This is a genomic window from Pseudomonas sp. TKO26, assembly GCF_003225665.1.
GTDB classification, from domain to species: Bacteria; Pseudomonadota; Gammaproteobacteria; order Pseudomonadales; family Pseudomonadaceae; genus Aquipseudomonas; species Aquipseudomonas saponiphila.
Window position 1 is genome coordinate 260,978 of sequence record NZ_QKLN01000006.1, and the last position, 13,846, is coordinate 274,823.

The following is a 13,846-nucleotide window of genomic DNA, read 5'->3' on the forward strand; positions in this document are numbered from 1 at the left end:
TATGGCATAACAAGAATAAAAAGCAGCAAACCTAATAAAAATAAGACGTAACGACTCTGACATAACAAAAACAACACGACAGAGACGCAGCTAACAGATTTTTTTGGAGAGGATGTAGTGTGCAGGAGGGCTTGCAAGAGCCACCCGCAACCGGTCAGAGAACAATAAAACTACCCTGAGGTAGCTCCCGAACTGGTTGGATCGCCCTGGCGACACATTGGATCAGCGCTCAAAAAAATACGTTTGCTCTTGATCCCGGATGGGGATCACCCAAAACAGCAGCAAAGGGCCACGGTTGCCAAAAACAACAACAGACCGCCCCTCAATAATAAAAAAAGAGCACGCAACGACACATTAAAGGGGAGCTTCGGCTCCCCTTTGTGCTTTTCGCGATTCGACTTCACCCACCCTTCCTCGCCCCTAAAGCGTGCACCGGTACAGATGCACGCCCCAGCAAGGCTCAGACCTTACCCACCTGCTCGCGCAGCTCCTCGATGCTGATCTCGCGCATGCGGAATTTCTGGATCTTGCCGGTCACCGTCATCGGAAACTCCTCAACGAACTTGAAGTAGCGCGGCGTCTTGAAATGGGCGATGCGCTCCTTGCACCAGGCCTGCAGCTCCACTTCATTGGCGCAATGCCCGGGATGGAACTTGATCCACGCGACGATTTCCTCACCGTACTTGGCGCAGGGAATACCGATCACCTGCACATCGGCCACGGCAGGATGGGTGAAGAAGAACTCTTCCAGTTCCCGCGGGTAAATGTTCTCGCCACCGCGAATGATCATGTCCTTGTTGCGCCCGGCGATGCACACATAACCCTGCTCGTTCATGGTCGCCAGGTCGCCGGTGTGCATCCAGCCCGCCTGATCGATGGATTCACGGGTGCCCTGGGGATTGTTCCAGTAGCCGAGCATGACGCTGTAACCGCGGGTGCAGAGTTCACCAATAGTGCCCCGCGGCACCACATTGCCGGCCTCGTCGATGATCTTGCTCTCCAGATGGGGCTGGGTACGCCCCACAGTGGTGACCCGCAACTCCAGGTCGTCGGCGGGACCGGTCTGCAACGACACCGGGCTGGTCTCGGTCATGCCATAGGCAATCTGCACTTCGCTCATGTGCATTTCACTGATGACCCGACGCATTACCTCGATCGGGCAAGTGGCGCCGGCCATGATCCCGGTACGCAGGCTCGACAGATCGAACTCGCCACGCCGGGGCTGATCGAGCAGGGCAATGAACATGGTGGGCACCCCGTACAGACCGGTCGCCCGCTCCTCGGCCACGGCGCTCAGGGTCAGCAAAGGGTCGAAGGCGTCGTTGGGGTAGATCATGGTGGTGCCATGGGTGATACAGCCCAGGTTGCCCATGACCATGCCGAAGCAGTGGTACAGCGGCACCGGGATCACCAGGCGATCCGCCGCCGTCAGGCCCAGGCTCTCCCCCACCATGTAACCGTTGTTGAGGATGTTGTAGTGACTCAGGGTCGCGCCCTTGGGAAAGCCCGTGGTACCCGAGGTGTACTGGATATTCACCGGCTGGTCGAAATCCAGGCTGTCCTGGCGTGCCTGCAGTTGCTCGGCAGTGGTTCCGGCGGCCAGGGCGGTCAACTGCGACCAGGGCAGAAAGCCGGAGGGTGGCTGGGCGTGCAGGCTGATCACCCCACGCAACTCGGGCAGGCGCTCACAGTGCAATTGGCCGATGGATTGCTCCGCCAGTTCGGGGATCAGCCCCTGCAGCATGCCGTGGTAATCGGAAGTCTTGAACGCCCCGGCACAGATCAGCCACTGGCAGCCGGACTGCTTGAGCACATACTCCAGCTCGGAACTGCGATAGGCCGGGTTGATGTTCACCAGGATCGCGCCGATCTTGGCGCTGGCCAGTTGCGCGATGCACCATTGGGCGCAGTTGGGCGCCCAGATTCCCAGGCGATCCCCGGTATCCAGCCCCAAGGCCAGCAGCGCACGAGCATGCAGATCCACTGCCTCGCGCAACTGCTGCCAGGTGTAACGCAGCTGCTGATGACGCACCACCAGCGCCTCGCCCTGAGGATAGGCGGCGACAGTGTTGTCGAAAGCCTGGCCAATGGTCAGCGCGAGTAACGGCTTGTCTTGCGTACCACGGGTGTAACTGCGATCCGGCTGGAAACCCGAGTGTTCCATGACGACCCCTATTGTCTTTATTAGTGGGTGTTCAGGAGCCAGGCGAAAGGTGCAAAAAAGCCCGGCTCCAATCGAAAGCCCTGCTACTCTGGCGCAAGTTGACGTTTACGTAAAGGGCGATTGACAGCCTTCGGTCGCAGGTTTACGTTAACGTAAAGGTGAGAGCCCAACAGCGCCGCTCTCCACGTCCCTCCTCTCAATAAAAACAAGTGTGAAGGTGCCCACGCCATGAGTTATCCGACCCTGAACTTCGCCCTCGGTGAAACCATCGACATGCTGCGCCAACAGGTCCAGGCCTTCGTCAAGGCCGAGCTGGCACCGCGGGCGGCACAGATCGATGTCGACAACCTGTTTCCCGCCGACATGTGGCGCAAGTTCGGTGACATGGGCCTCTTGGGCATCACCGTGGCGGAAGAGTACGGCGGCGCCGGCCTGGGCTACCTGGCGCACGTGGTGGCCATGGAAGAGATCAGCCGAGGCTCGGCCTCGGTGGCGCTGTCCTACGGTGCCCATTCCAACCTCTGCGTGAACCAGATCAACCGTAACGGCAACCACGAGCAGAAGAGCAAGTACCTGCCCAAGCTGATCAGCGGCGAACACATTGGTGCCCTGGCCATGAGCGAGCCCAACGCCGGCTCCGACGTGGTGTCGATGAAGCTGCGGGCCGACAAGCGCGGCGACCGCTTCGTGCTCAACGGCAGCAAGACCTGGATCACCAACGGCCCCGACGCCAACACCTATGTGATCTACGCCAAGACCGATCTGGAAAAAGGCCCCCACGGCATCACCGCCTTCATCGTCGAGCGCGACTGGAAAGGCTTCAGCCGCAGCAACAAGTTCGACAAGCTGGGCATGCGCGGCTCCAACACCTGCGAGCTGTTCTTCGATGACGTGGAAGTACCAGAGGAAAACATCCTCGGCGTGCTCAATGGCGGCGTCAAAGTGCTGATGAGCGGCCTGGACTACGAGCGCGTGGTGCTCTCCGGCGGCCCGACCGGGATCATGCAGGCCTGCATGGACCTGGTGGTGCCCTACATCCACGATCGCAAGCAGTTCGGCCAGAGCATCGGCGAATTCCAGCTGATCCAAGGCAAGATCGCCGACATGTACACCCAGCTCAACGCCAGCCGCGCCTACCTGTACGCGGTGGCCCAGGCCTGCGAACGCGGCGAAACCACCCGCAAGGACGCCGCCGGGGTGATTCTCTACAGCGCCGAACGTGCCACCCAGATGGCCCTGGATGCGATCCAGATTCTCGGCGGCAACGGCTACATCAACGAATTCCCGGCCGGCCGCCTGCTGCGCGACGCCAAGCTCTACGAAATCGGTGCCGGCACCAGTGAGATCCGACGCATGCTGATCGGTCGCGAACTGTTCAACGAAACCAGGTAAGAGCAGCCGCAAGTGGCGAGCTACCAGCGGCAAGCCAACGCTGCCGTGATACCGACTCACTTTTGCAGCTTGAAGCGTGTCGCTTGAAGCTGCCGTAGGCCCTCCGATGATTCTGAAGTCTCAGCTCAACCCGAAATCCCCCGAGTTCGCGCAGAACGCGGCCAGCATGCTGGCCCAGGTCGATGCCCTGCACACCCTGCTCGCCCAGGTCCAGCAAGGCGGTGGCGCCAAGGCCCAGGAGCGTCACACTTCCCGGGGTAAACTGCTACCGCGCGAGCGGATCAACCGCCTGCTCGATCCCGGCTCGCCCTTCCTGGAACTCAGCCCCCTGGCCGCCTACGAGGTCTATGGCGAAGACGTGCCGGCTGCCGGGCTGATTGCCGGCATCGGCCGAGTGGAAGGCATCGAGTGCATGATCGTGGCCAACGACGCCACGGTGAAAGGCGGCTCCTACTATCCGCTGACGGTGAAAAAGCACCTGCGGGCCCAGACCATCGCCCAGCAAAACCGCCTGCCGTGCATCTACCTGGTGGACTCCGGCGGCGCCAACCTGCCACGCCAGGATGAAGTGTTCCCTGACCGCGAGCACTTCGGACGCATCTTTTTCAACCAGGCCAACATGAGCGCCCAGGGCATCCCGCAGATCGCCGTGGTCATGGGCTCCTGCACCGCCGGTGGCGCCTACGTACCGGCCATGGCCGACGAAGCCATCATGGTTCGTGAACAGGCGACCATCTTCCTTGCCGGCCCGCCCCTGGTGAAGGCCGCCACCGGTGAAGTGGTGAGTGCCGAAGACCTGGGCGGTGCCGATGTGCACTGCAAGGTTTCCGGGGTCGCCGACCACTACGCCGACAGCGACGAACACGCCCTGGCCCTGGCACGGCGCAGCGTGGCCAACCTCAACTGGCACAAGCAGGGGCAATTGCAGCAACGTACCCCGATCGCCCCGCTGTATGCCGGCGACGAGCTCTATGGTGTGGTGCCGGCCGATGCCAAGCAGCCATTCGATGTCCGCGAGGTCATTGCGCGGCTGGTGGACGGCTCGCTGTTCGATGAATTCAAGGCCCTGTTCGGCACCACCCTGGTCTGCGGTTTCGCCCATCTGCACGGCTACCCAGTGGCCATTCTCGCCAACAACGGCATCCTGTTCGCCGAAGCCGCGCAAAAAGGCGCGCACTTCATCGAACTGGCCTGCCAGCGCGGCATTCCCCTGCTGTTCCTGCAGAACATCACAGGTTTCATGGTGGGGCAGAAATACGAAGCCGGCGGTATCGCCAAGCACGGCGCCAAGTTGGTGACCGCGGTGGCCTGCGCCAAGGTGCCGAAACTCACCGTGATCATCGGCGGCAGCTTCGGCGCCGGTAACTACGGCATGTGCGGCCGCGCCTACGACCCGCGCTTTTTGTGGATGTGGCCCAATGCGCGAATTGGCGTAATGGGTGCCGAACAGGCGGCCGGGGTGCTGGTGCAGGTCAAGCGCGAGCAGGCGGAACGCGGCGGACAGCCGTTCGACGCGGCCCAGGAAGCCGAGATCAAGCAGCCGATCCTCGATCAGTACGAACACCAGGGGCACCCCTATTACTCCAGTGCACGACTGTGGGACGACGGCGTCATCGACCCGGCGCAAACCCGTGACGTACTGGCCCTGGCCCTGTCCGCGGCCCTCAATGCCCCCATCGAACAGAGCCGCTTCGGCGTGTTCCGCATGTAATCCTGCGCGAGAAGAACATGAGCGACTTCAATACCCTGGAACTGCTGCGCGACCCCCGTGGCTTCGCCACCCTGTGGCTCAGCCGCGAAACCAAGAACAACGCCTTCAACGCCGAAATGATCCGCGAGCTGATCCTCGCCCTGGATCAGGTCCAGGCCGACCCGAGCCTGCGTTTCCTGTTGCTGCGCGGACGCGGCAAGCACTTCAGCGCCGGCGCCGACCTGGCCTGGATGCAGCAGTCGGCGGAACTCGACTACCAGACCAACCTCGACGACGCCCGGGAACTGGCGGAGCTGATGTACAACCTGGCCAAACTGAAAATCCCCACCCTGGCCGTGGTGCAAGGCGCAGCCTTCGGCGGAGCCCTGGGCCTGATCAGTTGCTGCGACATGGCCATCGGCACCGACGATGCCCAGTTCTGCCTGTCGGAAGTGCGTATCGGCCTGGCGCCGGCGGTTATCAGCCCGTTCGTGGTCCAGGCCATCGGTGAACGCGCTGCCCGGCGCTATGCCCTCACCGCCGAGCGCTTTGGCGGGCAGCGCGCGCGGGACATCGGCTTGCTGGCGGAAAGCTACCCGGCTGACACGCTGGAACAGCAAGTGAGCCAATGGATCGACAACCTGCTGCTCAACAGTCCCCAGGCCATGCGCGCCAGCAAGGACCTGTTGCGGGAAGTCGGCAACGGCGCTCTGACCACAGCTCTGCGCCGCTATTGTGAGAACGCCATCGCGCGCATCCGGGTCAGCGCCGAAGGCCAGGAAGGCCTGCGGGCGTTCCTCGACAAACGCCCGCCCAGCTGGCAGTCCGCGACCACCACCAAGGAGCCCCGCTCATGAGCGCCCCTGTTCTAGACACCCTGCTGGTGGCCAACCGCGGCGAAATCGCCTGCCGGGTGATGCGCACCGCCAAGGCCCTGGGCCTGACCACCGTGGCCGTGCACAGTGCCACCGACCGTGACGCCCGGCACAGCCGCGAGGCGGATATCCGTGTCGATCTGGGCGGCAGCAAGGCCGCCGACAGCTACCTGCAGATCGATAAGCTCATCGCCGCCGCCAAAGCCAGCGGCGCCCAGGCCATTCACCCTGGCTACGGCTTTCTCTCGGAGAACGCCGGCTTTGCCCGAGCCATTGAAGCGGCGGGCCTGATCTTTCTCGGGCCGCCCGCCTCGGCCATCGACGCCATGGGCAGTAAATCGGCGGCCAAGGCGCTGATGGAAACCGCCGGGGTGCCGTTGGTGCCGGGTTATCACGGCGAAGCCCAGGACCTGGATACCTTCCGTAGCGCCGCCGAACGCATCGGCTACCCGGTGCTGCTCAAGGCCACCGCGGGCGGTGGCGGCAAGGGCATGAAGGTGGTCGAGGACGTCAGCCAGCTGGCTGAAGCCCTGGCCTCGGCGCAGCGTGAAGCCCAGTCGTCCTTCGGCGATTCGCGGATGCTGGTGGAAAAGTACCTGCTCAAGCCGCGGCACGTGGAGATCCAGGTATTTGCCGACCAACACGGCAACTGCCTGTACCTCAACGAGCGCGACTGTTCGATTCAGCGCCGCCACCAGAAAGTGGTCGAGGAAGCCCCCGCTCCGGGCCTGAGCCCCGAGCTGCGCAAGGCCATGGGCGAGGCGGCGGTACGTGCCGCTCAGGCCATCGGCTATGTCGGCGCCGGCACCGTGGAGTTTCTTCTGGACGCCCGCGGCGAATTCTTCTTCATGGAGATGAATACCCGGCTGCAGGTGGAACACCCGGTTACCGAAGCCATTACCGGGCTCGATCTGGTGGCCTGGCAAATACGCGTGGCCCAGGGTGAAGCCCTGCCCATCAGCCAGGAACAGGTCCCGCTGCTGGGGCATGCCATTGAAGTACGCCTCTACGCTGAAGATCCGGGCAATGATTTTCTGCCGGCCACCGGCCGCCTCGATTTGTATCAGGAGTCCGCTGCCGGACCGGGACGCCGGGTGGACAGTGGGGTCGAGGAAGGCGACAGCGTGTCGCCCTTCTACGATCCGATGCTGGGCAAACTGATCGCCTGGGGCGAGAACCGCGAACAGGCCCGCCTCCGTCTATTGAGCATGCTCGACGAGTTCGCCATCGGCGGCCTGAAAACCAACCTCGCGTTCCTGCGGCGCATCATTGCCCATCCGGCATTTGCTCAAGCGCAACTGGATACCGGATTTATCCCACGCTATCAGGAGCAACTCCTGCCAGCGCCTAGCGAATTGACTACGGACTTCTGGCAGGCGGCAGCCCAGGCCTTTGCGCAAAGTCAGCCGCAGCGCACGCGCGCTGACGATCCCCAATCGCCCTGGTCGACGCTCAACGGCTGGCGCAGTGGCCTGCCGGCCCAGACTAGCCTGCACCTGAGCTGTGCCGGCAAGGACCGGGCCATCAGCCTTGGGGCCCATTCGCCCGCCTATCAGTTGCAGAACGAGCGCCTGTGGGTCGAGCAACAGGGACTGCGTCGTGAACATCGCGCCATTCGCCGTGGCGACACCCTGTACCTGCACTGGCAGGGCGACATGCACGCCATCACCGCCTACGACCCGATCGCCGCGGCCGATGCCAGCCACAGTCAGCATGGCGGGCTCACGGCACCGATGAATGGCAGCATCGTGCGGGTGCTGGTCAGCGTCGGACAAAGCGTCGAGGCCGGTGCGCAACTGGTGGTACTGGAAGCAATGAAGATGGAGCACAGCATCCGCGCGCCCCAGGCCGGAGTCGTCAAGGCCCTGTACTGCCAGGAAGGTGAAATGGTCAGCGAAGGCAGTGCGTTGGTGGAGTTGGAGTAACTTTATCAATAAGAAAGCCCCTTCCTATTTGTAGGAAGGGGCTCTTCAAAGAAGTTAAAACTTCGCAGTTGCTTGTACGACTACACCAATAACCCGGCACTCGTCGCTGTAGAGCATCTTCGGATAAGTGGGATTGAGTGGTACCAGATAACGCTGGCCGCCCTCTTGTACCAACTTGCGGAAGATCGCCTCGTCATTCCCGGGACACTGCACGACCAGCAACTTCCCAGGCTCGGCAGCAACGGCCGGGTCCACCAGGATCAGCATGCCCTGGCTGATGCTCAGGCCGCTGGGGGCGATCATCGCGTCACCGACCACCACCAACCAGAAGGCCGCCCCCTGCGCCTGATAATCGGAAAGCTCATAACGCTCGGGGACATAGGCCGACTGGCCACTTTCCCGGACTTCTCCGACCTCCCGCCAATCACTGACCGGATACCGGAAATACGGGTTGTACTTGTGCTGCAAGGAAGGCTCCTCCACCAGGGGTTCGCCATCATCGCCGAGCATGGGTTTCTCGCGGACCACCAGGGCAACTTCAAGAAAGCCCATGCCGATCTCTTCGAGCACCCGGTTCATGTCTTCGATCTTCGGCTGGCGACGCTTGCTCAACCAATGACCGATGCCACCTTGAGACATGCCCAGACGCTCGGCGAGTTTTTCCTGTGTGACCTTGCGGCCTTTCATGTTGGCTTTAACCAACTCGATCCATTTGTCCATGGGCCGAACAATACGTTGTGTATTCCCCGCCTCAACACACAAGTTGTAGTATTTGAAATCTCGTCACAATTACAATACGTATTAACATCGTTCCTACCCCTCTCTCCTTATCACCATCAGGGCAGAACACTTCATGAACACAAGCAGCAAGGATGTGCAGGAATTCGATACAGAGGCCACATTGAACGCACTCAAGGATAGCGATGCGGCACGGCGAGCGATGGACTACTACTTGAACCCCGCCATTACCGAGCCAAGCAAGGATGAAAAGTTTTTCGAGATCAGACGCAGCCTGAGCAGTGAGGAAGCCATGATCCATGCATCCGATCTATTGCGCTGTGCAGCGGCCACCGCCTATGACGCCGCCAACAATCTGCGGGGTGCCAATCGTGACCTGGCATTTTCGGTGGTGCACATGATCGACCTGGCCAAGGCCCTGGTGGACAAGTGCCTGGAATGCCAGCGTTGTGGATCAAGCTAGGAGGCCTGCGCCCTTCCCAACAGGAGGGTGGACAAGAGGGCAAGGCAAGAAGGACGGATTATTTACCGGGACACGAGGAAAATCATTTGACTTGCAAATGATAATGATTATTATTGCATCCAGCTGATCGCGAGATCGGTCGATAACCCAAAGGACCTTAGGTCGGACCTTTGGATTATCTCCTCATCAGGCTAATCACGGTTTTCGACCCGGCTTTTTGCCGGGTCTTTTTTTTGCCAGTTTTTCTGGCTTGGCTTCAGGCTAATGAAGACGTGGGTGCCGCTAAAAATAATGGCGGCGATGATAGCAAAAGAATGTCCTTTTGCAAGTCAGCGCCTGACGCCACGCTCCGGGCAAAGAAAAAAGTAGCGCTTGAGAATCAATCGCATAGCCACTAAGCTGCTTCGGCGTCAAGGACGACGCCCCCCCTTCTATTACCTTCTCCAGTGTGTAGAGTGACGGTCATAACAATCCTGTACAGGAACCGAACATGACCGTGGGCAATCACACTTCGTTTCAAATCACTGCCGATTTCGACAGTGGCAACATCAAAGTGCTGGACATCAGCAACCCACTGCAAGCCCTGCTGGCCATCCGCCCGGATACCCAGAGCCCGCATTTCCAGTGGTTTCACTTCAAGGTCAGCGGCCTGCATGTCGGCCAGGAACACTGGTTCCGCCTGACCAATGCCAGCCAGTCCTCCTACAACAAGGCCTGGACCGGCTACCAGGCTGTTGCTTCCTATGACCATGTGAACTGGTTTCGCGTACCGACGATCTTCGAAGGCGACGCCCTGCGCTTCAATCTGGAAGCCACCCAGACCCACGCCTGGTTCGCCTACTTCGAGCCCTACAGCCGCGGACGCCACGACTGGCTGATCGACCAGGCCTTGAGCAAGGCCGGGACCCAATTGCTGGCCGTGGGCAAAAGCGTCGAAGGCCGGGACATCCAGCTGCTACGCAAAGGCAGCGGCGAGCAAGGCCGGCGCAAGCTGTGGATCATCGCCCAGCAGCACCCCGGCGAGCATATGGCCGAGTGGTTCATGGAAGGCGTGATCGAGCGCCTGCAGCATCGGGACGACCCGGAACTCAATGCACTGCTGGCCAAGGCCGATCTGTACCTGGTACCGAACATGAACCCGGATGGCGCATTCCATGGCCATCTGCGGACCAACGCCAAGGGCCAGGACCTGAACCGCGCCTGGCAGAACGCCAGCCAGGAGCTCAGCCCCGAAGTGCTGTTCGTCCAGCAGCAGATGGAAAAGTACGGTGTCGACCTGTTCCTCGATGTGCACGGCGATGAAGAGATCCCCTACGTGTTCACCGCCGGCTGCGAAGGCAACCTGGGCTACACGCCACGGCTGGCGGCACTCGAGGAGCATTTCCGCAGCCACCTGAAGCACCAGACCCGGGATTTCCAGACCACCCACGGTTATGCCCGGGACAATCCCGGAGAGGCCAACATGACCCTGGCCTGCAACGCCGTCGGGGAAAAATACGACTGCCTGGCATTGACCCTGGAGATGCCCTTCAAGGATCACGACGATGCACCCAACCCGCTGACCGGCTGGTCCGGCAAGCGCTCCATGCAACTGGGCAAGGATGTGCTGAGTACCCTCGCCGATCTGGTGGACAGCCTGCGCTAAGCCATGCCGACGACTGCGGGAAGCGCTCCCGCAGTCGTCATGTGCTCACGACGCCGGCACCCGCAGGCAATCGTCCGGCCCCAGCAAGCGCCCATCCGCCGTACGCAGTTCCAGTGCCGGCAGCGGTTGCCCGGTTTCCCGGTCGACCATCCGCGAATGCGCCTCACCCTCCTTGTAGAAAAACGCCTCGCCCCATTGGCGCAGACCAATGATCAGAGGAAACAGCCCCCTGCCCTTCTCCGTCAGCACGTACTCCTGATAGGCACTGCCATCGGAGGCTGGCACAACCGCCAACACCCCGTGTTCCACCAAGGTGCGCAGGCGCGCGGCGAGGATGTTCTTGGCCATGCCCAGATTGCGCTGGAATTCGCCAAAGCGGCGGATGCCGTCGAAGGCATCACGCACGATCAGTAACGACCACCAGTCACCAATGGCGTCCAAGGAGCGAGCCACCGGGCACTCGGCATCTTGCAGGCTAGTGCGTTTGACCATGTTGGGATTCTCCAGACTGGCAGCGGAAAAGTGGTTGCAATATAAAACCGCGATCACTACCGTACAACTGGTTTTATAACAAAACCAGATACGGAGTCCGCCATGTCATCAGAATCCTCAACCCCCTCGCCACTTTCAGCCAAGGTGGTGCTGCTGTTCGCCGCGGCCTGCGGGCTGGCGGTGGGCAACGTGTACTACGCCCAACCGCTGCTGGACGCCATGGCCCAGGCCTTCGACCTGGCGCCGGCCACGGTAGGCATCGTCATCACCCTGACCCAGGTGGGATACGGTCTCGGCCTGCTGTTGCTGGTGCCCCTGGGCGACCTGCTCAATCGCCGGCGCTTGATCGTCAGCCAGACCCTGCTGTCGGTCCTGGCCCTGTTGACCGTGGCTTTGGCCCCCAGCAGCGCCTGGCTGTTACTGGGCATGGCCTGCACCGGCCTGCTGGCGGTCGTGACCCAGGTGCTGGTGGCCTACGCAGCCCACCTGACGCCGGTCGCCCAGCGCGGACGGGTGGTGGGCATGGTCACCAGCGGCATCGTCGTGGGCATCCTCCTGGCCCGTACCGTGGCCGGCACCATGGCCGATCTGGCGGGCTGGCGCTCGGTGTACCTGCTGTCGGCCGGGCTGACCCTGCTGGTGGCCCTGGCCCTGTGGAAGGTGCTGCCGACTGCTGAACAGCCGCCAGCGGTGCAGCGCTACGGGCAACTGCTCGGCTCGCTGCTGCTGTTGTTCAAGGAGGAAAAGGTCCTGCGCGACCGGGCGGTCCTGGCCATGCTGATCTTCGCTGCCGGCACGGTCTTATGGACCCCGCTGGTGCTGCCCCTAAGCGCCCCACCGTTGTCGCTGTCACACACCGAGATCGGGCTGTTTGGCCTGGCCGGCGCCGCAGGCGCACTGGGCGCGGCACAGGCCGGGCACCTGGCGGATCGCGGGCTGGCGCAATGGACCAGTGGCCTGGCCTTGGCGCTGATGCTGCTGTCCTGGTTGCCCCTGGCCTTTACCCAATCCTCCCTGTGGGCCCTGCTCGTGGGAGTGATCACCTTCGATTTGGGCCTGCAGGCGGTCCACGTTACCAGCCAGAGCCTGATCTACAGCGTGCGCCCGCAAGCCCAGAGCCGTCTGGCGGCCGGATACATGCTGTTCTACTCGGCAGGCAGCGCCGGCGGCTCCATTGCCGCCACCGCCACCTACGCCTGGGCCGGCTGGACCGGGGTGTGCCTGCTGGGCGCCGCCATCAACGGCGTGGCCCTGGCCTACTGGCTGTGGAGCCTGAACCCCGGAAAACACCCGGCCACCGCGCACGGCGCCAGCTCGGCACGCCCATAGCGGGCTCGCCCGAGAGTGCTTCAACCCCAGCCCCGCGGCCTGCCTTGCAGCAGCTCGTCGCCCTGGAACGGCCAGCCAGGGAATGACTGAGCAAAAGCGCCTCGGGCGGAAGACGAAATCAATGGCGCGGTGGCTCCTAGAACCCCACATCCAGCACCACGTTGTCGACATAGGTACCGGCCGGCGGGGTGCTCTGGTCGGTATAGATCCGGGCGTTGTAGTTGAAGATCTGGCTGCCGGTGCCCAGGCCGTTACCCGGGTTGACTTCGGCATCGGTACTGGAGCGCCGGGCACTGCCGACACTGCCCCAACGGGTATTGCCGGCACTCTTGAAGATGTCATAGGCCAGGTAGTTGCCACTGGAAATCATCCGCCGCCGACCACCCGCGCTCACCGGCTGCTGGCCATCGCTCAAACCCACGGTATAGGCGCTGCCCTTGGTGCAGGCCAGGTTGATGGTCTGCCCGGTCACCGTGGCAAAGGCGCTGACCACCGGCGCACTGCCGAAACTGATGTTGGGCGCGGTGATCACGCAATCGTTGGACACCGTCATGTTGACCGTCAGGGCCTGGGTGCCGCTGCCGATATCACGGCCCAGGCAGGCTCCCAGGGCGCCGATCCCGGCGCAGTAGTTCCAGCTCCAGAAGATGCTCAGGTTCTCGGTATAGACCCCGGCCGCCACGTTGCTGCCGGTGATGGTCCCCATGTAGATCGGCACAGTCTTGGCCACGGTGGGGCTGCCCAGCAAACCAAGCACATCGATGATCGAGTTGCGGGCGAAGTCGAACTGCACCCCCCGAGTGATCGGGTAGCTGGTGCTGTTGTTGGCGTACAGGGTGTAGCCGATGACATCGCCGGTGGGGCCGACCATGCCGCTGGTGGCGGATGTGATGGTGGCGTAGAAATGGTCGTTGCTGGCCAGCACGCTCAGCAGCGAGCCGGTGCAGCTCAGGCCGGCATTGGTGGTGGAGGCCGGCTGCGAAGTGGTGCGCACCAGGATCGAGCTGAGCGTGCCGAACCCCGCCGGCGTGGTGCTGACCGTGTTGCACAGCGCCTGGGCCGACAGCGCCAGCACGCTGGCCAAGAGTCCCGCCATTGCCTGTCGCCAGCCCATGAATCTGCCCATGCCTCGC

General features: G+C 62.3%; 11 protein-coding genes. 7 read left to right on the top strand and 4 right to left on the bottom strand.

The features are described 5' to 3' along the window. Positions 1-460: 460 nt before the first annotated feature. The gene (locus DNK59_RS11935) at positions 461-2,164 is read right to left on the bottom strand and encodes an AMP-binding protein (protein WP_110723321.1); all 1,704 of its coding nucleotides are present in this window, start codon (positions 2,162-2,164) and stop codon (positions 461-463) included. 228 nt (positions 2,165-2,392) lie between these two features. Between DNK59_RS11935 and DNK59_RS11940 the strand changes: the two genes are divergently transcribed. The 4 genes from DNK59_RS11940 to DNK59_RS11955 all read left to right on the top strand — a co-directional run bounded on the left by DNK59_RS11940 (position 2,393) and on the right by DNK59_RS11955 (position 8,046). Further along, entirely contained in the window at positions 2,393-3,556 is a 1,164-nt protein-coding gene (locus tag DNK59_RS11940) for an isovaleryl-CoA dehydrogenase (RefSeq protein ID WP_092312996.1), read from the top strand. Between the two features lie 106 nt (positions 3,557-3,662). Next, positions 3,663-5,267, top strand: a complete 1,605-nt coding sequence (locus DNK59_RS11945; protein ID WP_092312993.1) for a carboxyl transferase domain-containing protein — start codon at positions 3,663-3,665, stop codon at positions 5,265-5,267. Between the two features lie 17 nt (positions 5,268-5,284). After that, complete coding sequence (locus DNK59_RS11950) at positions 5,285-6,103, top strand: gamma-carboxygeranoyl-CoA hydratase (protein ID WP_092312991.1); 819 nt, start codon at positions 5,285-5,287, stop codon at positions 6,101-6,103. Then, positions 6,100-8,046 carry an acetyl/propionyl/methylcrotonyl-CoA carboxylase subunit alpha gene (locus DNK59_RS11955; RefSeq protein WP_110723322.1) on the top strand — a complete coding sequence of 649 codons (1,947 nt, stop codon included), beginning with the start codon at positions 6,100-6,102 and terminating at the stop codon, positions 8,044-8,046. Before DNK59_RS11950 ends, DNK59_RS11955 begins: the two co-directional genes overlap by 4 nt. Before the next feature lie 54 nt (positions 8,047-8,100). Here DNK59_RS11955 and DNK59_RS11960 read toward each other — a convergent pair whose 3' ends face one another. After that, positions 8,101-8,766 carry a LexA family transcriptional regulator gene (locus tag DNK59_RS11960; protein WP_092312985.1) on the bottom strand — a complete coding sequence of 222 codons (666 nt, stop codon included), beginning with the start codon at positions 8,764-8,766 and terminating at the stop codon, positions 8,101-8,103. A gap of 133 nt (positions 8,767-8,899) precedes the next feature. Between DNK59_RS11960 and DNK59_RS11965 the strand changes: the two genes are divergently transcribed. Then, the gene (locus DNK59_RS11965; protein WP_110723323.1) at positions 8,900-9,247 is read left to right on the top strand and encodes a DUF6124 family protein; all 348 of its coding nucleotides are present in this window, start codon (positions 8,900-8,902) and stop codon (positions 9,245-9,247) included. Positions 9,248-9,737: 490 nt separating this feature from the next. Next, on the top strand, positions 9,738-10,892 hold the full coding sequence (locus DNK59_RS11970) for a M14-type cytosolic carboxypeptidase (protein ID WP_110723324.1): 1,155 nt from the start codon (positions 9,738-9,740) through the stop codon (positions 10,890-10,892). A 45-nt stretch (positions 10,893-10,937) separates the two neighbouring features. Here the strand turns inward: DNK59_RS11970 and DNK59_RS11975 are convergent, their stop codons facing one another. Beyond that, positions 10,938-11,384: a helix-turn-helix domain-containing protein gene (locus tag DNK59_RS11975; protein WP_110723325.1), complete on the bottom strand. Its 447-nt coding sequence runs from the start codon at positions 11,382-11,384 to the stop codon at positions 10,938-10,940. Positions 11,385-11,486: 102 nt separating this feature from the next. On the opposite strand from DNK59_RS11975, the gene DNK59_RS11980 reads away from it, so the two are divergent. Continuing rightward, a complete protein-coding gene (locus tag DNK59_RS11980; protein ID WP_110723326.1) occupies positions 11,487-12,713 on the top strand; it encodes an MFS transporter in 1,227 nt (408 codons plus the stop codon). A gap of 136 nt (positions 12,714-12,849) precedes the next feature. Here the strand turns inward: DNK59_RS11980 and DNK59_RS11985 are convergent, their stop codons facing one another. Next, positions 12,850-13,809 (bottom strand): spore coat protein U domain-containing protein, encoded by a 960-nt coding sequence (locus tag DNK59_RS11985; protein WP_371920280.1) that lies wholly within the window; start codon positions 13,807-13,809, stop codon positions 12,850-12,852. Positions 13,810-13,846: the final 37 nt, after the last annotated feature.

Excerpts from the sequence above, each read along its gene's own strand:
- DNK59_RS11935 (WP_110723321.1), bottom strand. The coding sequence starts at position 2,164 with ATGGAACACTCGGGTTTCCAGCCGGATCGCAGTTACACCCGTGGTACG.
- DNK59_RS11940 (WP_092312996.1), top strand. The coding sequence starts at position 2,393 with ATGAGTTATCCGACCCTGAACTTCGCCCTCGGTGAAACCATCGACATG.
- DNK59_RS11945 (WP_092312993.1), top strand. The coding sequence starts at position 3,663 with ATGATTCTGAAGTCTCAGCTCAACCCGAAATCCCCCGAGTTCGCGCAG.
- DNK59_RS11950 (WP_092312991.1), top strand. The coding sequence starts at position 5,285 with ATGAGCGACTTCAATACCCTGGAACTGCTGCGCGACCCCCGTGGCTTC.
- DNK59_RS11955 (WP_110723322.1), top strand. The coding sequence starts at position 6,100 with ATGAGCGCCCCTGTTCTAGACACCCTGCTGGTGGCCAACCGCGGCGAA.
- DNK59_RS11960 (WP_092312985.1), bottom strand. The coding sequence starts at position 8,766 with ATGGACAAATGGATCGAGTTGGTTAAAGCCAACATGAAAGGCCGCAAG.
- DNK59_RS11965 (WP_110723323.1), top strand. The coding sequence starts at position 8,900 with ATGAACACAAGCAGCAAGGATGTGCAGGAATTCGATACAGAGGCCACA.
- DNK59_RS11970 (WP_110723324.1), top strand. The coding sequence starts at position 9,738 with ATGACCGTGGGCAATCACACTTCGTTTCAAATCACTGCCGATTTCGAC.
- DNK59_RS11975 (WP_110723325.1), bottom strand. The coding sequence starts at position 11,384 with ATGGTCAAACGCACTAGCCTGCAAGATGCCGAGTGCCCGGTGGCTCGC.
- DNK59_RS11980 (WP_110723326.1), top strand. The coding sequence starts at position 11,487 with ATGTCATCAGAATCCTCAACCCCCTCGCCACTTTCAGCCAAGGTGGTG.
- DNK59_RS11985 (WP_371920280.1), bottom strand. The coding sequence starts at position 13,809 with ATGGCGGGACTCTTGGCCAGCGTGCTGGCGCTGTCGGCCCAGGCGCTG.